This window comes from Kosakonia sp. MUSA4, assembly GCF_013085925.1.
Taxonomy (GTDB): domain Bacteria; phylum Pseudomonadota; class Gammaproteobacteria; order Enterobacterales; family Enterobacteriaceae; genus Kosakonia; species Kosakonia sacchari_B.
Genome location: NZ_CP025697.1, coordinates 1,542,866 through 1,560,106 on the forward strand (window position 1 = coordinate 1,542,866; position 17,241 = coordinate 1,560,106).

Annotated in this window: 17 protein-coding genes; 6 read left to right on the forward strand and 11 right to left on the reverse strand. The window is 54.1% G+C overall.

The genetic code is table 11. The features are described from left to right. Window positions 1-113 precede the first annotated feature (113 nt). Window positions 114-2,267 carry an ATP-dependent DNA helicase DinG gene (gene dinG / locus C0557_RS07385; RefSeq protein ID WP_208658008.1) on the forward strand — a complete coding sequence of 718 codons (2,154 nt, stop codon included), beginning with the start codon at window positions 114-116 and terminating at the stop codon, window positions 2,265-2,267. Window positions 2,268-2,292: 25 nt separating this feature from the next. Further along, a complete protein-coding gene (gene ybiB / locus C0557_RS07390) occupies window positions 2,293-3,258 on the forward strand; it encodes a DNA-binding protein YbiB (RefSeq protein WP_208658009.1) in 966 nt (321 codons plus the stop codon). A gap of 116 nt (window positions 3,259-3,374) precedes the next feature. Here the strand turns inward: ybiB and ybiJ are convergent, their stop codons facing one another. From ybiJ to C0557_RS07405, 3 genes are all read right to left on the reverse strand, one after another. Beyond that, window positions 3,375-3,635 (reverse strand): DUF1471 family protein YbiJ, encoded by a 261-nt coding sequence (gene ybiJ, locus C0557_RS07395; protein WP_007373990.1) that lies wholly within the window; start codon window positions 3,633-3,635, stop codon window positions 3,375-3,377. 285 nt (window positions 3,636-3,920) lie between these two features. Then, entirely contained in the window at window positions 3,921-4,187 is a 267-nt protein-coding gene (locus C0557_RS07400; RefSeq protein ID WP_208658010.1) for a DksA/TraR family C4-type zinc finger protein, read from the reverse strand. An 86-nt stretch (window positions 4,188-4,273) separates the two neighbouring features. After that, complete coding sequence (locus C0557_RS07405) at window positions 4,274-4,888, reverse strand: flavin reductase family protein (RefSeq protein ID WP_208658011.1); 615 nt, start codon at window positions 4,886-4,888, stop codon at window positions 4,274-4,276. A gap of 96 nt (window positions 4,889-4,984) precedes the next feature. Here C0557_RS07405 and rlmF point away from each other — a divergent pair, with 96 nt between their 5' ends. Next, complete coding sequence (rlmF, locus tag C0557_RS07410; protein WP_208658012.1) at window positions 4,985-5,920, forward strand: 23S rRNA (adenine(1618)-N(6))-methyltransferase RlmF; 936 nt, start codon at window positions 4,985-4,987, stop codon at window positions 5,918-5,920. Here rlmF and ybiO read toward each other — a convergent pair. The 6 genes from ybiO to rhtA form a co-directional block, all read right to left on the reverse strand. Further along, a complete protein-coding gene (gene ybiO / locus C0557_RS07415; protein WP_208658013.1) occupies window positions 5,910-8,147 on the reverse strand; it encodes a mechanosensitive channel protein in 2,238 nt (745 codons plus the stop codon). The two genes, rlmF and ybiO, sit on opposite strands and share 11 nt — an antisense overlap. Window positions 8,148-8,264: 117 nt before the next feature. Continuing rightward, window positions 8,265-8,987, reverse strand: a complete 723-nt coding sequence (glnQ, locus tag C0557_RS07420; protein ID WP_007373996.1) for a glutamine ABC transporter ATP-binding protein GlnQ — start codon at window positions 8,985-8,987, stop codon at window positions 8,265-8,267. After that, window positions 8,984-9,643 carry a glutamine ABC transporter permease GlnP gene (gene glnP, locus C0557_RS07425; RefSeq protein WP_074775415.1) on the reverse strand — a complete coding sequence of 220 codons (660 nt, stop codon included), beginning with the start codon at window positions 9,641-9,643 and terminating at the stop codon, window positions 8,984-8,986. Before glnP ends, glnQ begins: the two co-directional genes overlap by 4 nt. Window positions 9,644-9,727: 84 nt before the next feature. Further along, window positions 9,728-10,474 carry a glutamine ABC transporter substrate-binding protein GlnH gene (glnH, locus tag C0557_RS07430; protein WP_074775417.1) on the reverse strand — a complete coding sequence of 249 codons (747 nt, stop codon included), beginning with the start codon at window positions 10,472-10,474 and terminating at the stop codon, window positions 9,728-9,730. Between the two features lie 361 nt (window positions 10,475-10,835). Continuing rightward, window positions 10,836-11,339: a DNA starvation/stationary phase protection protein Dps gene (gene dps, locus C0557_RS07435; protein WP_007374000.1), complete on the reverse strand. Its 504-nt coding sequence runs from the start codon at window positions 11,337-11,339 to the stop codon at window positions 10,836-10,838. 299 nt (window positions 11,340-11,638) lie between these two features. Beyond that, window positions 11,639-12,526: a threonine/homoserine exporter RhtA gene (rhtA, locus tag C0557_RS07440; protein ID WP_074775420.1), complete on the reverse strand. Its 888-nt coding sequence runs from the start codon at window positions 12,524-12,526 to the stop codon at window positions 11,639-11,641. A 363-nt stretch (window positions 12,527-12,889) separates the two neighbouring features. Between rhtA and ompX the strand changes: the two genes are divergently transcribed. After that, a complete protein-coding gene (gene ompX, locus C0557_RS07445; protein ID WP_007374002.1) occupies window positions 12,890-13,402 on the forward strand; it encodes an outer membrane protein OmpX in 513 nt (170 codons plus the stop codon). Between the two features lie 64 nt (window positions 13,403-13,466). On the opposite strand, the gene C0557_RS07450 is transcribed toward ompX, so the two are convergent. Continuing rightward, the gene (locus C0557_RS07450) at window positions 13,467-15,056 is read right to left on the reverse strand and encodes a phosphoethanolamine transferase (RefSeq protein ID WP_208658014.1); all 1,590 of its coding nucleotides are present in this window, start codon (window positions 15,054-15,056) and stop codon (window positions 13,467-13,469) included. Window positions 15,057-15,334: 278 nt separating this feature from the next. Continuing rightward, complete coding sequence (gene mntS / locus C0557_RS07455; RefSeq protein ID WP_007374004.1) at window positions 15,335-15,466, reverse strand: manganase accumulation protein MntS; 132 nt, start codon at window positions 15,464-15,466, stop codon at window positions 15,335-15,337. 187 nt (window positions 15,467-15,653) lie between these two features. Here mntS and mntR point away from each other — a divergent pair, with 187 nt between their 5' ends. Together mntR and C0557_RS07465 are read left to right on the forward strand one after the other, a co-directional pair. Then, window positions 15,654-16,124: a manganese-binding transcriptional regulator MntR gene (gene mntR / locus C0557_RS07460; protein ID WP_074775423.1), complete on the forward strand. Its 471-nt coding sequence runs from the start codon at window positions 15,654-15,656 to the stop codon at window positions 16,122-16,124. After that, a complete protein-coding gene (locus C0557_RS07465; protein WP_208658015.1) occupies window positions 16,121-17,230 on the forward strand; it encodes an anion transporter in 1,110 nt (369 codons plus the stop codon). The genes mntR and C0557_RS07465 overlap by 4 nt, the downstream gene beginning before the upstream one ends. The last annotated feature ends 11 nt before the right edge of the window (window positions 17,231-17,241 follow it).

The following is a 17,241-nucleotide window of genomic DNA, read 5'->3' on the forward strand; positions in this document are numbered from 1 at the left end:
CAGAGGCGGGAAATGGGTTTCCGCGGCCGCTTCCAGAATGGCAAAAAGGGTTACCCAGCGGGCGCTAAAAATGCCACAATAGTGGCTGTTTATACAGTATTTCAGGTCTCTTCATGGCTCTTACCGCCGCGCTAAAAGCGCAGATCGCCGCCTGGTATAAGGCGTTGCAACAACAGATCCCGGACTTTATTCCCCGTGCGCCGCAGCGGCAGATGATTGCTGATGTCGCGAAAACGCTGGCGGGTGAAGAGGGCCGGCATCTGGCGATCGAAGCGCCGACCGGCGTCGGGAAAACGCTCTCTTATTTAATTCCGGGCATTGCTATTGCCCGCGAAGAGCAAAAAACGCTGGTGGTCAGTACCGCCAACGTGGCGTTGCAGGATCAGATCTACAGTAAAGATCTGCCGCTGCTGCGCAAAATTATTCCCGATTTACGTTTTACCGCAGCGTTTGGCCGTGGGCGCTATGTCTGCCCGCGCAATCTGGCCGCGCTGGCCAGCAGCGAACCGGACCAGCAGGATCTGCTGGCGTTCCTTGATGATGAGCTGACGCCGGGCAGCAAAGAGGAACAGAAGCAGTGCGCGACGCTGAAAGCCGATCTCGACAGCTATAAATGGGACGGTCTGCGCGATCACACCGATAAAGCCATCAGCGATGATTTATGGCGTCGCCTCAGCACCGATAAAGCCAGTTGCCTGAACCGCAACTGCCACTACTATCGGGAATGCCCGTTCTTCGTTGCGCGGCGTGAAATTCAGGAAGCGGAAGTGGTGGTGGCGAACCACGCGCTGGTGATGGCGGCGCTGGAGAGCGAAGCCGTCTTACCGGAGCCGAAAAACCTGCTGCTGGTGCTGGATGAAGGCCATCATCTGCCGGATGTGGCGCGCGATGCGCTGGAGATGAGCGCCGAAATAACGGCGTCCTGGTATCAACTACAGCTCGACTTATTTACCCGGCTGGTGGCGACATGTCTGGAGCAGTTCCGGCCGAAAACCCTGCCGCCGCTGGCGACGCCGGAGCGGCTCAACGCCCACTGCGAAGAGCTGTTCGGGCTGATTTCATCACTGAATAACATGCTCAACCTCTATCTTCCTGCCGGTCAAGAAGCCGAATACCGCTTTGCTATGGGCGAGCTGCCGGATGAGGTGATGGCGATTTGTCAGCGGCTGGCGAAGCTAACAGAAATGCTACGCGGGCTGGCGGAGCTGTTCCTCAACGATTTAAGCGAAAAGACCGGCAGCCACGACATTGTGCGTTTGCACCGGGTTATCCTGCAAATGAACCGTGCGCTTGGCATGTTTGAAAGCCAGAGCAAACTCTGGCGGCTGGCCTCGATGGTGCAGGCTTCCGGCGCGCCGGTATCGAAATGGGCGACGCGCGAAGTGCGTGAAGGGCAGTTGCATCTGCTGTTCCACTGCGTGGGCATTCGCGTCAGCGATCAACTGGAGAAGCTGCTGTGGCGCAGCGTGCCGCATATTGTTATCACCTCCGCCACGCTGCGATCGCTGAACAGTTTTAATCGCCTGCAAGAGATGAGCGGCCTGAAAGAGAAAGCGGGCGACCGCTTTGTCTCGCTGGATTCGCCTTTCAATCACGTCGAGCAGGGGAAGATTGTTATCCCGCAAATGCGCTACGAACCGCTGATTGAAAATGAAGAGCAGCATATCGCCGAAATGGCGACCTGGTTTCGTGAGCAGGTGGAAAGTAAAGCCCATCCTGGCATGCTGGTGCTGTTCGCCAGCCAGCGCGCGATGCAGCTGTTTTTAAGTTACGTGACGGATTTACGCCTGCTGCTATTGGTGCAGGGCGATCAGCCGCGCTACCGGCTGGTGGAACTGCACCGTAAACGGATCGACGCGGGCGAGCGCAGCGTGCTGGTAGGCCTGCAATCCTTCGCCGAAGGGCTTGATCTAAAAGGCGATTATCTGACACAGGTACATATTCATAAAATCGCCTTTCCGCCGATTGATAGCCCGGTGGTGATCACCGAAGGCGAATGGCTGAAGAGCCTCAACCGTTATCCGTTTGAAGTACAGAGTTTGCCCAGCGCCTCGTTTAATCTTATCCAGCAGGTCGGCAGGCTTATCCGCAGCCACGGCTGTCGCGGCGAAGTGGTGATTTACGATAAGCGCCTGCTGACCAAAAGCTACGGAAAACGTCTGCTTGATGCGCTGCCGGTGTTTCCTATTTCCCAACCGGCAATGCCGGACGTTATAGTGAAGAAACCGGTGAAAAAACCAGAACAAAAGCGCCGCAGGCGCCGTTAATGATGTGAGCATGTGAGGAACTGTCATGGATTACCGTAAAGTTATCAAAGAGATTGGTCGCGGAAAGAACCACGCCCGGGATCTGGATATTGACACCGCGCGTGGTCTCTATGCGCAGATGCTGAACGGCGACGTGCCGGATCTGGAGATGGGCGGCATTCTGATTGCGCTGCGCATTAAAGGTGAAGGCGAGGCGGAAATGCGCGGCTTCTACGAGGCGATGCAGCAGCACACGCTGGCGCTGACGCCGCCGGTGGCTAAACCGATGCCGATTGTTATTCCCAGCTATAACGGCGCGCGCAAACAGCCTAATCTCACGCCACTGTTGGCTATTCTGCTGAATAAACTCGGTTTCCCGGTGCTGGTGCACGGTGTCAGCGCCGATCCCACACGCGTGATCAGCGAAAGTATTTTCACCCTGTTGGGTATTGAACCAACGTTGCATGCCGGGCAGGCGCAGGCGAAGCTGGAAAGTCATCATCCGGTCTTTATGCCGGTGCACGCGCTCTGTCCGCCGCTGGAAAAACAACTGGCGATGCGCTGGCGCATGGGCGTGCGCAACAGTGCTCACACGCTGGCGAAGCTGGTCACCCCGTTTAAAACCGACGCGGCGCTGCGTTTATCCAGCGTTTCTCATCCCGAATACCTTACGCGGGTGGGGAAATTTTTCGCCGACATCGGTGGCCGTGCGCTGCTGATGGCGGGGACGGAAGGGGAAGTATATGCGAACCCGCAGCGCTGCCCGCAGATCAACCTGATTGATGCGGCAGGCGAGCGGATCCTTTTTGCGCGCAACGATGCTGCTGAGCAGGTCGCGCTGGAGGGCGTGGCAAAGGATGCCGAGAGTACGGCACGCTGGATCGAACACTGTATTGCCGGGCGCGAAGCGATACCGGAGTCATTAAAAATTCAGCTGGCCTGTTGCCTGGTGGCAACCGGAGAAAGTGCGACGCTGGAAGAAGGGCTGGCGCGGGTAGCGCAAAGTTTTTAAGCAAAAAAAAGCCCGTCACAATCCAGGACGGGCAAAAACAGGGTAACAACAGGGTCAATGAGGGTGGAGCATCCCGGCAGAGGGTTAATTTGCCGGGGGGTACAACTTCGGTTGGGTTATTTGTAGATAACCGCGGTGCCGCTCAGTTTGTTATTGCCGGCAGCAGAGATGATGCTGTAGCCGCTGGCGCCAGCAGCCTGCGCTTTGGCAGCCAGTTTGGCTTCCAGACCGTCCAGTGTGGTTGCGCCGTGAGCAGAAACAACACCGATTTTGTCCAGGCTTTCGGCCTGTGCGGCAGTCACGGACTGGGCAGCAAAGGCACCGAAAGAGAGGGTAGAAAGCGCGATAGCAGCAACAGCATATTTAATGGTTTTCATAGTCAATTTCTCGCAGGTTATTCTGTGTTGGGGACGTTGTTCCGTCGATGTGATAAGTATCACGGTTTTTCACAAGAGATAAAATCGAAGAGAATTGACGACCTTATTCTAAAAAATTGAACAAGATATAGCTGTTTGATTTGAAAGGATTTTACGCAAGAAAAAAGGACGTCTGTCAGCAGGTCAGCGCAGCGGGCAATTTTGCGGCACATTTTGCTACTTTCACAGCGGGATTTTGTGGATGTAAAGGCAACCGCTTGCGCTGGTTACAAACGTCAGGAACGGTCAACGTAGCTGGCTATCCTTAGAGCCTCTGCGATTATATCCTGAAAATGTAGAGTTATGTAAATCTTTCTCCTGCTGGCAGGTGACGCATAAACGCACCCCTGGGATCGCTTTACGACGCGCTTCCGGAATCGGTTCGCCACACTCTTCGCAGATCAGCAGACTTTCGCCGTGGGGTAAATCACGGCGGGCGCGCGCCACGGCATCGTCAATGGTACTGTCGATCTGCTGCTGTACTGCACCGTCATTTGCCCAGCCTGAAGCCATGATCGCCTCCTTAGTTTTGCAATAGGTAATTATAGCAAACGCCCGCTGGCGCCGGGTCTCCAGCGGGCTACCCCAGGTAAACGGGGTTAGCGGTTATCCGGGCGGATCAAATCAAAGCGCTGTGCTTCACTGATCCCGTAGTAGGCAGACGGGCCGCCCGCGCGCAGCACAGGTTGCGCTTTCGCAGTCTGATAAATACCGTTTTCCAGCAGCGATTCATCAATGTGTACCGCGACCACTTCGCCCAGCACCAGCCAGCTATCGAGGGCGCTGCCGTCGGCGGCGGTCAGTTGAATACATTGGGAGAGACGACACTCGAAATTGACCGGGCTTTCCGCCACGCGCGGCGCGCTGACGATACGACCGGCAACGGGCGTCAGGCCTGCACGGGTAAACTCATCTTCGCCGTGGGGCAGCGACGCGGAGGTTTCATTCATCCGCACCGCTAAATCGCGGGTCGTCAGGTTCCAGACAAACTCTTTGGTTTCAGTGATATTGCGTACGCTATCTTTCCAGCCGCTGCTGGCGAAACCGATAATCGGCGGGCGATAATTGAAACAGTTAAAGAAACTGTACGGCGCAAGATTTCGCTGGCCTTTGCCATCCAGCGAGGCAATCCAGCCGATAGGGCGCGGGCCAATAATCGCGTTCAGCGGATCGTGCGGCAGGCCGTGGCCTTTCGCCGGTTCATAAAAATACATAGCGTTTCCTGGTTGTCAGACAAGTTTCTTCAGCCTCACTTATTTACCCGGCCAACGTCAACGGGTATCTTACGCCGCTGCTAACAGGAGAAAGCCATGAATGCCCAGAAGCCGGGTTTGCACCCGCGTAATCGTCATCACAGCCGCTACGATCTTGACGCATTGTGCGTCGCGAATCCGTCATTGCGCGACTTTATCACCGCGAACCCAAAAGGCGAGGCGACTATTGATTTCGCCGAACCGCAGGCGGTGAAAGCCTTAAACAAAGCGCTGCTGGCGCATTTCTATGATGTGCGTGAGTGGGATATCCCTGATGGTTTTCTCACCCCGCCGGTGCCAGGACGCGCCGATTATCTCCACCATCTGGCTGATGTGCTGGCAGAGAGCAACGAAGGGCAGATCCCTGCGCAGTCCAGCGTGCTGGATGTTGGCACCGGCGCGAACTGCATCTATCCGCTGATTGGTCACCATGAATATGGCTGGCGTTTTACCGGCAGCGAAATTAACGATGCGGCACTGACCAGCGCGCAGGCGATTATCAGCGCTAATCCGGGACTGAGCCGCGCGGTTCGTCTGCGTCGGCAAAAAGATCCGTCGGCGATTCTTGCTGGCGTTATCCATAAAAATGAGCAGTACGATGCCACGCTCTGCAACCCGCCGTTTCACGACTCGGCGCAGAGCGCGCAGGCGGGTAGCGAGCGTAAGCGCCGTAATCTCGGGCAGGCTGCCAGCGATGCCGCCAACTTTGGTGGTCAGCAGCAGGAGTTATGGTGCGAAGGGGGAGAAGTCGCCTTTATTTGCAAGATGATTGCCGAAAGCCAGCAGTTCGCCCGCCAGGTGCTGTGGTTCACCTCGCTGGTCTCGCGCGGCGATAACCTGCCCGAATTGTATCGCGCCCTGACGCAGGCTGGTGCGGTGAAGGTGATGAAAAAAGAGATGGCCCAGGGTCAAAAGCAGAGTCGCTTTATCGCCTGGACTTTCCTCGATGAGACCCAACGTAAACGCTGGGCGCAGAGCCGCTTTAAAGGGTAGGTTCTGCTGGCGGCGGCGGGCTGGCCGGTGATGCCGGTTGCGGTGAGCTTTGCGGTGCAGGCAGCATTTGATACGTCTGCACCGGTGGGCGAACGCCCGCGCGATCGAAATGTTTTTTCACCATAGTGTCGAGAGCAAACCTGACTGTCCACTGCTTCAGCGGCAGCGTGGTGAAGGTGACACGCAGCGTAAAGGCGGTATTGGTTAGCCCAACCAGCCCGGCGAACGACGGCTCGCCAATCACCAGCCCGCGAATATCTTCCTGTTCCATCAGTTCGGCCACCGCATCCTTCAGCGCCTGATTCGCTTTATCGGTCTCTTCATGGCGATCGACATCATAATTCGCCACCACCGAACCAATACCGCGGACAAAGTTGGCGAAGGTGGTAATCGATGACCAGGGAATAATATGGTACGCACCTGTATCCTGGCGCACGCCGACAGAACGAATCGACATTCGCTCGACGGTGCCGGTTAGCGGCCCGATAGTCACCAGATCGCCGGTGTTCATCCCATTTTCGAACTGAATAAAAATCCCGGTGATAATATCTTTGACCAGCGTTTGTGAACCGAACGAGATCGCCAGCCCTAACGCACCGGCACCGGCGAGCAGCGGTGCGATATTGACGCCAATTTCTGAGAGCACAATCATCACCGTGATGGTGCTTATCACCACCGCCAGCGCATTGCGGAACAGCGTCAGCAGCGTGCGCGTGCGCGCGCTTGGCAGTGGACGGCCATGAATATCGGACGCCAGACGGTTCTCAATCAGGCTCGCCAGCAGCGTCCAGCCCACCGCCGAGAAGAAGAGGATCAGCGCAATGCGGATCAGAATATCAACGGTTTTCTCCCCCGCGCCATAATTGAGCCAGTGCCAGAAATCAAACAGCCGCCAGGCATTCAGCAGCAGCATGATGGTGGCGCATACCACCAGAATGCGCGCCGTTTTTAGCGCCGCCGACAGCCAGCCGTTCAGCCGCTTTTGCAATTCCGGGTAGTTGCGCTGCACCTGTGGCGAGAGGGTGATGGTTTTATTCAGCCAGCGCGACAACACGCCGGAGAGGAAGGCCGCAATACTCAGAATGGCAAGGCTGTTAACCGACGCGCTCATCATAAATTTCAGGCTATTGCCCGGGTCAAACAGCGAGAAAAAGAACAGCACAACAAAGTAGGCGCTGGCGAGCCAGTGCCAGATCAGCGCAAAAGCGCGGATAAACAAGCTAAAGAAGGCCAGTGAATGATCGGCAAGCACAATCAGGTTGTGCTGGATCTCGTGCTTATTGTGGAAGATAAGATAGAGCGCCCAGGCGGTAATACACAGCATAATCACCACGTTGGCGAGTGCGCCGACCTGCACATTCACCTGATTGGAGATAATCGGCACCGCCACCAGCAAGCCATAACCAATCAGGCTGCTCAATGCGCTCAGGCGCAGATGCCAGTAGCGAGCGGTGCCGTCGGCAATACGAAACGGGCGCAGTTCCGGAATGCGCGGGCAGAAAATCAGCCGCAGAATGGCTTTGAAAAACTCAATCAGCGCAAACGCATTGAGGAACAGGCTTTGCTGGAAAGCGATGGTGCTGTTGCCCGCATTCAGCCTGGCGCTGAGCAACTGGCCGATAAACAGCGTCAGCACCAGTAACAGCAGGTCGATAATAAAGGCGCCAATGATCATGGCGGGCAACTGCAACCAGTTCCGCCGTTCGCGGTTTTTGCGCCTCCCCCAGTTGCCCATCCGGCGGTAGAGCGGCATCACGCACTGACGCACCAGTATCCAGAAAGCAAAAACCAGTACCGCGAGTAATAAAAAGTGGCTGGCGGCATTCGTGAAGGTTTGCGGGTTGAAGGCTTTGTGCGGCGAGCCGGTGATATTGCGGTAGAGTTGGGCAAAGCGGGAGGCCAGCGCTTCGCCGTAGTAGCCGCTGACTTCGGTGACATTCTCCAGTACCGTTTTCTGTTCTTTGACTTCCGGCGGCGTGATCTCCGGAACTGGCTCCTGCGGCGGCGTGGTGGCGACTTTCCGCAACTGATCAATCAGCTCCTTGCGTGAATCATCGTTTTCCAGCACGTCTGCCAGCGCCGCATAGGCTGCTTTTTTTTGTTCGACGCTGGGTTCACTGCTTTGGGTAGATGATGCGTTATTGGCTGCGGGTGCGGTGATGCCGGGTATCGTCGCGGCCTGAAGCGGCGCGCACAGCAGAGTGATGAATAGCAATATCCACGGCATAGGCTCCTCCGGTGAGAAAGTCCAGCAAAATGATAAGTATAGATGCCGGGCGGAGCAGGGCAGGAAATGAGAACAATCTGGGGAAAACGCCCCTCCAGGCGGAGGGGCGCAAGCGCATCAGGAAACGTGTTGTAAAAATTCCTGTAAGCGCGGGCTGGGTGGATTTTCGATCAACTGTTGCGGATTGCCGTCTTCGGCAATGCGGCCTTTGTCGATGAAAATCAGGCGCGACGCCACTTTCTCGGCGAAGCCGATTTCGTGGGTAACGATCACCATGGTCATGCCTTCTTCAGCCAGATCCTGCATCACTTTCAGCACTTCGTGGCGCAGCTCTGGATCGAGCGCGGAAGTGGGCTCATCAAACAGCATCATCTTCGGTTTCACCGCCAGCGCGCGGGCAATCGCGACGCGCTGCTGCTGACCGCCTGAAAGCTCAGACGGATAGTGATGCGCACGTTCAGCCAGCCCAACTTTCGCCAGCAGATCTCTTGCCAGCTTTTCAGCATCGGCTTTATTGGTTCCGCGCACGCGCAGCGGGCCAAACATGACATTTTCCAGCGCCGTCAGATGCGGGAACAGATAGAACTGCTGGAAAACCATGCCGGCTTCCTGGCGGATCAGGCGTTCATCCACTTTCGGATCGTTGACTTTCAGGCCATCAACAATCAGATCGCCGCTGGTGATCTCTTCCAGCTTGTTAATGCAGCGCAGCAGTGTCGATTTACCCGAGCCGGACGGCCCGATAATAACCACCACTTCACCTTCAGTGATATTCAGATCAATGTTGTGCAGCACCTGGGTTTGACCGAAGTGCTTGGAGACGTTTTTAAATTCAATCACAGGATTTTCATCCTTCTTTCAAGACGACGCAGAATGAAGCTCAGCACCAGGGTAATGATCAGATAGACAACCGCAACGGCGCTCCAGATCTCCAGCGCGCGGAAGTTGCCGGCAATGATTTCCTGGCCCTGGCGGGTCAGTTCGGCGACGCCGATAACAATAAACAGCGAAGTATCTTTGATGCTGATGATCCACTGGTTGCCCAGCGGCGGCAGCATACGGCGCAGCGCTAATGGCAGGATCACGTGACGAATGGTTTCGCCACGCGACAGACCCAGCGCGAGGCCCGCTTCACGGAAGCCTTTATGAATAGAAAGCACTGCACCACGGGTGATTTCCGCAATATAGGCACCTGAGTTAATCATAATGGTAACGACGGCGGCCGAGAAAGGATCGATGCGCAGATCGTTAAACGCCATCGGCAGGGCAAAGTAGATAAACATGACCTGTACGACGATAGGCGTACCGCGAATAACTTCGATAAATACCAGTGCGATGTGGTTGGAAATCCAGCCGCCGAAAGTGCGTGCGAAACCCGCTGCCAGACCAATGATCAACCCGCCAACGAGGCCGAGGACCGAGATCAACAGCGTCATCTTCGCGCCTTCGATCAGAAGCGGAATGGCAGGCCAAATGGCGCTCCAGTCAAACTGCATGATGTGTTCCTGTATACCGTGGTTGTAACAAATGTATCAGGGGCGAAGATCGCCCCTGAGGAGTAACGCTTTATTTTTTAATAATTATTTAGGCTCAGAACCGAACCATTTTTTGTAGATTTCGTTGTAGGTGCCGTTTTCGCGCAGGGTTTTCAGCGCGCCGTTCACTTTTTCACGCAGGTCGTCGCTGCCTTTCGGGAAGGCGATACCATACTGCTGCGCTTCCAGGGACTCACCGACCGCTTTGAACTGGCCGTTACCGGCAGTTTTAATGAAATACAGGATGTTCGGCGTATCGTGCAGAACGGCATCAGCGCGGCCAGTGCCCAGTTCCATGTAAGCATTGTCGATGTTCGGGAACTGACGCAGGTCTTTGGTTTTGATGTTTGCTTTCGCGTAATCAACAGAACCGGTGCCGCCCTTGACTGCCACCACTTTACCATCCAGATCTTTCACGCTTTTCACGTCGTTATTGTTGGCTTTCACCATCACCAGCAGACCGCTTTTGTAATAGCCGTCAGAGAACTCGATCGCTTTCTTACGCTCTTCGGTAATCGTAATGCCTGCCAGCGCCAGGTCGACGTTTTTGGTTTGCAGCGCCGGGATGATGCCGCTGAAATCCATCGGCTTCAGTTCATAATCCAGTTTCAGCTCTTTTGCGATAGCAGCCCACAGATCCACGTCGAAACCAACGTATTTGTCGCCTTGTTTGAATTCGAAAGGAACGAATGCGGTGTCGGTGGCAACCACCAGTTTTTTATCAGCAGCCTGAGAGGAAACAGCAAAGGCGAGAGCGAGTGCAGCCAGGGAAAATTTCAGTACAGACTTCATAGTTTTTCCTTTTGTATCCGGGGAGCGATCCCCTGCGAGAATGAACGCAGTATGAAAAAATCATGCCATGTTTACAACCTATTGTTTTGTAAAGGCGATGCTTTAACCGGTTGCACAATAAGTGTAGCAGCGATACCGTTTCGCACTATTTTGGTGCGCAACTTTGGTGCATAAAAATAGCGTGGCGGATTTTGCTCTTTTTTAGCGCAGAACGTGGGTGTAAAACAATCGGTTATTAACAATTTTGTGACGGGATAATAACGTAGAGGAAACTTTAGGCAGTGAAAAGGGAAAAGCAACGCACCATGAAAGTGCAAACCCCTTCGCGGGAGGCGAAGGGGTCATTGATAAAGCTTATGGATTATTCGATATTGGATTCGATGAACCACAGGAATTTATCCAGATCGCGGGACGCCGCGGTGAAGATATCTGCGGTATCTTCGTCTTTCGCTTCACTAATCGCTTTACGCACGTCATTCGCCACGATGGCATAACGATCGGCCAGCTCTTTCAGGTGATCCTGAACGCTGTGGATGTCCAGCGGGTAGCTTTTCAGCGGGGTTTTGCTGTTGATCACCTGCGTGGTGCCCAGTGCCACTCCGCCCAGCTGTACAGCACGTTCCGCCATCGTATCAAGATGGTCGGTCAATGCAGTACGGAACTGATCCAGCATTTCATGTACGGCAATGAAGTTAGCACCGCGCATATTCCAGTGGGCCTGTTTGGTAATCAGCGACAGGTCAATGAACTGGATCACCTGGCGATTCAACAACTCAATGGTCGCTTTTTTATCGCTATCCGATACATCGTTGCGGGTATAAAGCAGATTAGACGCTTTCGTTTTAACCAGTTTAGCGGTACTCATAATCTCATATCCTCTTGATGTTTGTGTCCCAAGTAATTACCGGAACTAAGTATAGCACCAGATTTCATTTATCTGTTTTGGCTGTGCCTATCGGTTCAATAGCAAAACCAGAATATATGCTCATTTTTTATGTGGTGACAACTAACAAGATGAATTATAAGAAAAATTAAATAATTTCTGGAATGGAAGGGGGACGGTAATCTCTATTTCAAGCGAAATGTACGTAAACGTAAGAAATAATGTCTCTGGAGTTGGAGGTTATTCAGCATAAGATAAATCTCATGCTGAATAATAATTATTTAACCGATTTCCACTTTGCGGATTTTACTTTCCCGCCGCAGCGTCAGCGTGGAGCCCATCGAGGCGATGACGATAGCCATCAGCGCCAGCACCTGCTGCAAAGCGAGCGTTTCGCCAAGGAAAATCATGCCTGAGAGCGCTGCCATCGCTGGCTCCATACTCATCAGCGTACCGAAGGTGCGGGTGGGAAGCCTGGTTAATGCAATCATCTCCAGTGAGTAGGGCAGCGCGGTGGACAACACGGCAACGGCGATGCCAAGCGGCAAAATCGACCAGTGCCACAGCAGTTCACCAGACTGGAGCGCACCGAGAGGGACAAACACGATCGCCGCAATTAACGAGCCAAGCGCAACCGTTGCCGGGCCGTGTTCCTCACCCGCGCGCTGGCCGCAGAGGATGTAAATTGCCCAGCAGGCCCCGGCGCCGAGGGCAAAGGCTGCGCCGCTCAGATTCACATGCGCGACGTTTTCTCCCAGCGGCAGCAAATACCACAGACCGAGTACGGCAAGGATCACCCAGATAAAATCAACCGGGCGGCGGGAGGAGAACAGCGCAACGGCCAGCGGCCCGGTGAATTCCAGCGCCACGGCGATACCCAGCGGTACGGTCTGAATGGAGAGGTAGAACATATAGTTCATCCCGCCGAGCGACAGCCCGTAAAACAGGAGCGGCAAACGTTGTTCGCGGGTGAAACGTAACCGCCAGGGTTTGAAAACGATGGCCAGGATAATCGTGCCGAGCGCCAGACGCAGTGCGGTGACGCCAGGTGCGCCGACCAGTGGAAACAACGATTTCGCCAGCGATGCACCGCCCTGAATAGAGATCATGGCGATAAGTAACACCAAAACCGGCAGCCACACCGGCAACTTACGAGACAACCCTGGCATCCTTTCTCCCGTCAATTTATGTCAAGTGAAGTAAAGCCGTCAGTCTACTTGAAAATACCTCCGGCTGGTTGAGCGTTCGTTGAAAAAAACTGCCCGAATATCCGTAGAATAAGGATTATCTGATGGTTAATTAACCTGTTGATTTAAGAATTGTCTGGATGAATGTGCCACTTATGGAGCATCATAATGGTGCGTTATGCGGGAAAAGGCGTGTTTTTTGAAAGGGTTGTTCAATAGCGGAAACTTTCTGTTACATCAAATGGCACTTTAGACCCCAATTCCTGCAAAGAGTTTCCTGACCATTTTTGATATATTTAAAAACGTAGGACGTAGGATTTACTTGAAGCACATTTGAGGTGGATTATGAAAAAAATTGCATGTCTTTCAGCACTGGCCGCTCTTCTGGCGGTATCTGCAGGTTCCGCAGTAGCAGCAACTTCAACCGTTACCGGCGGCTACGCTCAGAGCGATGCGCAGGGTATTGCTAACAAAACCAACGGTTTCAACCTGAAATACCGCTACGAGCAGAATGACAACCCGCTGGGTGTTATCGGTTCCTTTACTTACACTGAAAAAGATCGTACCGAAAGCGGCGTCTACAACAAAGCGCAGTACTACGGCATCACCGCAGGTCCGGCTTACCGTCTGAACGACTGGGCGAGCATCTACGGCGTAGTCGGTGTTGGTTACGGTAAATTCCAGCAGACTGTTGATACCGCTAAAGTTTCTGACACCAGCGACTACGGTTTCTCTTACGGTGCCGGTCTGCAGTTCAACCCGATGGAAAACGTCGCTCTGGACTTCTCCTACGAGCAGAGCCGCATTCGTAGCGTTGACGTTGGCACCTGGATTGCCGGTGTTGGTTACCGTTTCTAATCGCTTCGGCGATATAAAAAATCCGCCCAATGGGCGGATTTTTTTTGCCTGAAACGCTCACCAATCAGTGCTTACTGCGGGTATCAAAAAGATCCGTGCCCAAGTGGTTGTAGTCAACTTTCTGTAACTTAAAGTTAGTAATGTAAACTGGCCCGGCTTTTTGCTCGGAGGTAAAGCGGTAAGAATTTTTTATCTGCTCGGCGGCGATCCCGGTCCACTGTGCGAAGAAACTAAGGAAATCATTGGCTGAACGGCGAGCCTTGACGATCCGGTGCTTTGTATCATCGCTGGAGATCACCATAAACGGCACCTGGAAATCCTGCTGGAATTTGTCGGCATGTGCCAGATACTGCGCCTCTTTACCGCGCTCTTTAATTGCCAGCCCGTGATCGGAAAAATAGACCATTGAAAAACTGTCGCCGGTATTCACCAACTGGGAATAGAGCTTGCCAAGCAGATCGTCCGTCTGCGTGATGGAGTAGAGGTAGCAGGACGTTTCTTTCGATTGTACAAACTCGTTGTATTTACCGCCGGTGCGATCGCAGGCTTGCGGGTGCGATCCCATCAGATGCAGAACGATCAGTTGCGGCTGCGTGCGCGGCGTCGAAAAGACCTGAGCGGTCAACTTCAGTAGTTGTTCGTCACGGGTGTTCTTATTCGCTTCAAAATCGCCATTTTTCAGGAACTGCACTTCATCGGCGCGCTTCGCAATGCTGGCGATCGCCGTATCGTATTCGCCAATTTGTCCCTGATTAGAGAACCACCAGGTCTGGAAACCCGCACGATTAGCCAGCGTAACAAAGTTATCCTGGTATTGCGGTTTATCACCGACCACCCGGTTCAGCGTTAGACCGAGCGACTTCTGCGTTGAGCCGCTGGCAGACACGTAATCCATAAAGAACGTGCCGTTTGCCTGGCTGGCGAACGGCGTGTTATTCCAGTGGCCGCCAAACGCGCCTAACGCATCGCGGCGCGCGCTTTCGCCAATCACCACCACATAAGTGTGATATTTCGGTTTGACTGCCGTTACGGTCCAGGTGTCTTTCATGCTGGCGAACTCCGCCATATTCTCCTGCTCGACGCGCACTAAATAGTAGTTAAACGCTACATCGCGCACGAAACGCAGCACCGGCACACCGGTATCAATAATCCTGAAGTCATATCCCAGAAAGTGGTTCTGTACCGGGCCGATAAAATAAGACGCCACGCAAAACACGGCGCCTACGATATCCCACTTTAGCCACGGCGTCGGCGCGGCAGGGATGCGGCGGCGCATCGACATAACGCCCAATCCGAAGATAAACAGGCCAATGACATAGTGATACCACGGGAAAATAGTCAGAATTTCCGTGGACTCTTCCATATTGGTCGAGAGCAGAGCGAGCAGCGTATTGAAGTTCGGCGCGCCGTAGGCCTGGCCAAACGGGAAATAACACGCTGCCACCAGAGAGATAATACCGACAAACACCTTCTGCGCGCGCGGCGCATGACGCCACAGTACAATCAGGGCACAGGTAAGGACAACGGCATACAGCACGCTAAATTCGTAACCAAGAGCAAAATTAATCAACATCGACTGGAGAAAATAGAAACCCGTCCACGGATTGACGGTCTGGCTGCGAAACGCAGCGGATTCTTTCAGAATTAGGCTCATTGATGACTATCGCGAAACCGCCATGTGCTCACCCTGGCGTAAGGGTCAAAACCTGCCGGACAGTGCGTGGAGAGGGGATGTGGTCCGCTTCTGCGAGCCGCAATTTGTGCAGGGCAGCGCAAAGATAGAGCGAGGCGCAACGAAGGTCAACACCGGCTAAGCGGTTGTTTTGAGAGGGTGATTGCAAATCCAGCAAAAATGCGCGAATTTTTAGACGAAACGTTCAGTATGACGGGGGATTGTGACAGAAAAATGAAGCGGCGTACCGCGACGCCGCATTAGTTGGAAGGTTTGTCCGGGGTCTGCTGCGGTTTGCCGTTGATGATATCGCACAGCATATTCAGCAGCATTAAACGGACTTTAAAGGGAGAGTGACTAAACACAAGCATGCACCTCTTGAACTCATTCATCGGAACCTCCTTACGCTTTCGTGGCCCTTCGTTCCATGAAGGGTGAACGCATTACATACAGATATAGCACAGGCTATATTTTATAGCTATGGCTAATACGTTAATTTTTTGTGCTGGTTCACGAATGGTTTACAATGGCGCTCTCTTATATGATGTAGCACCGCGTCACACTGTCAGAGGAAGCACAATGAACCGTCGCACAGCGAATCCAACAATAAAAAAAGTGACGCTGGTAAATGTTGAAGAGCACGTCGAAGGCTTTCGCCAGGTACGCGAAGCGCATCGTCGTGAACTGATTGACGACTACGTTGAACTGATTTCCGATTTAATTCGCGAAGTGGGCGAAGCCCGCCAGGTTGATATGGCGGCGCGTCTTGGCGTTTCGCAGCCTACCGTGGCAAAAATGCTGAAAAAGCTGGCGACCGTCGGGTTGATTGAGCAGATCCCGTGGCGCGGTGTTTTTCTGACGCCGGAAGGGGAGAAGCTGGCGCAGGAGAGCCGCGAGCGCCATCAAATCGTGGAAAGTTTTCTGCTGGTACTTGGCGTTAGCCCGGAGATTGCCCGCCGCGATGCGGAAGGGATGGAGCACCACGTCAGCCAGGAAACCCTAGACTGTTTCCGCCGTTTTACCCTGCAACACGGGCTTCCTTCCGAATGAGCATACCGCTGTTTCGCGCACTGGCGCGCGACCATTTCCTCCATCTACTATTGATCGTTGGCGTTGCGCTCTGTTTCTTCGTCCCGTTCGCGCCTGCGCGCTGGCCAGGGGCGATTGACTGGCACACCATTATCACCCTGAGCGGGCTGATGCTGCTGACCAAGGGCGTTGAGCTGAGCGGCTATTTCGATGTGCTCGGGCGACGCATGGTGCGTCGTTTTCACAATGAACGCCGCCTGGCGATGTTTATGGTGCTGGCGGCGGCGCTGCTCTCCACCTTTTTAACCAACGATGTGGCGCTGTTTATTGTGGTGCCGCTGACCATTACGCTAAAGAAGCTGTGTGAAATCCCGGTCAACCGGCTGATCATCTTCGAAGCGCTGGCGGTCAATGCTGGTTCGTTGCTGACGCCAATTGGCAACCCGCAAAACATCTTATTATGGGGGCGCTCCGGTCTCTCATTCCCGGCGTTTATCTGGCAGATGACGCCGCTGGCGCTGGCGATGATGGCAACATTGCTGGCGCTGTGCTGGTTTTGTTTTCCGAATAAAGCCCTCAACTACCACAGCGGCTCGCAGACTGCCGACTGGCAACCGCGTCTGGTATGGAGCTGCCTCGGGTTTTACCTGGTCTTTATTACTGCGCTGGAGCTAAAGCAGGAGCTGTGGGGGCTGGCGCTGATCGCGGCCGGTTTTCTGCTGCTGGCGCGTCGCGTGGTGCTGAGCGTTGACTGGACATTGCTGCTGGTCTTTATTGCCATGTTTATCGATGTGCATCTGCTGATCCAGCTTCCGGCGCTGCACAGCGTGCTGACCAGCACCAGCCAGCTTTCACCTTCGGGCCTGTGGCTTGCGGCCATTGGTTTGTCGCAATTTATCAGTAACGTACCCGCCACCATTTTGCTGCTCAACTATGTTCCGCCGGATACCTTGCTGGCCTGGGCGGTAAACGTTGGCGGTTTTGGTTTATTGCCCGGATCGCTGGCCAACCTTATTGCGCTACGCATGGCGAACAATCGCCGTATCTGGTGGCGCTTTCACCTCTATTCCCTGCCGATGTTGCTGTGGGCTGCGGCCGTCGGATACGGATTACTCTTATTCAGATAGTGCTGATTTGT

Excerpts from the sequence above, each read along its gene's own strand:
- dinG (WP_208658008.1), top strand. The coding sequence starts at position 114 with ATGGCTCTTACCGCCGCGCTAAAAGCGCAGATCGCCGCCTGGTATAAG.
- ybiB (WP_208658009.1), top strand. The coding sequence starts at position 2,293 with ATGGATTACCGTAAAGTTATCAAAGAGATTGGTCGCGGAAAGAACCAC.
- ybiJ (WP_007373990.1), bottom strand. The coding sequence starts at position 3,635 with ATGAAAACCATTAAATATGCTGTTGCTGCTATCGCGCTTTCTACCCTC.
- C0557_RS07400 (WP_208658010.1), bottom strand. The coding sequence starts at position 4,187 with ATGGCTTCAGGCTGGGCAAATGACGGTGCAGTACAGCAGCAGATCGAC.
- C0557_RS07405 (WP_208658011.1), bottom strand. The coding sequence starts at position 4,888 with ATGTATTTTTATGAACCGGCGAAAGGCCACGGCCTGCCGCACGATCCG.
- rlmF (WP_208658012.1), top strand. The coding sequence starts at position 4,985 with ATGAATGCCCAGAAGCCGGGTTTGCACCCGCGTAATCGTCATCACAGC.
- ybiO (WP_208658013.1), bottom strand. The coding sequence starts at position 8,147 with ATGCCGTGGATATTGCTATTCATCACTCTGCTGTGCGCGCCGCTTCAG.
- glnP (WP_074775415.1), bottom strand. The coding sequence starts at position 9,643 with ATGCAGTTTGACTGGAGCGCCATTTGGCCTGCCATTCCGCTTCTGATC.
- glnH (WP_074775417.1), bottom strand. The coding sequence starts at position 10,474 with ATGAAGTCTGTACTGAAATTTTCCCTGGCTGCACTCGCTCTCGCCTTT.
- dps (WP_007374000.1), bottom strand. The coding sequence starts at position 11,339 with ATGAGTACCGCTAAACTGGTTAAAACGAAAGCGTCTAATCTGCTTTAT.
- rhtA (WP_074775420.1), bottom strand. The coding sequence starts at position 12,526 with ATGCCAGGGTTGTCTCGTAAGTTGCCGGTGTGGCTGCCGGTTTTGGTG.
- ompX (WP_007374002.1), top strand. The coding sequence starts at position 12,890 with ATGAAAAAAATTGCATGTCTTTCAGCACTGGCCGCTCTTCTGGCGGTA.
- C0557_RS07450 (WP_208658014.1), bottom strand. The coding sequence starts at position 15,056 with ATGAGCCTAATTCTGAAAGAATCCGCTGCGTTTCGCAGCCAGACCGTC.
- mntS (WP_007374004.1), bottom strand. The coding sequence starts at position 15,466 with ATGAATGAGTTCAAGAGGTGCATGCTTGTGTTTAGTCACTCTCCCTTT.
- mntR (WP_074775423.1), top strand. The coding sequence starts at position 15,654 with ATGAACCGTCGCACAGCGAATCCAACAATAAAAAAAGTGACGCTGGTA.
- C0557_RS07465 (WP_208658015.1), top strand. The coding sequence starts at position 16,121 with ATGAGCATACCGCTGTTTCGCGCACTGGCGCGCGACCATTTCCTCCAT.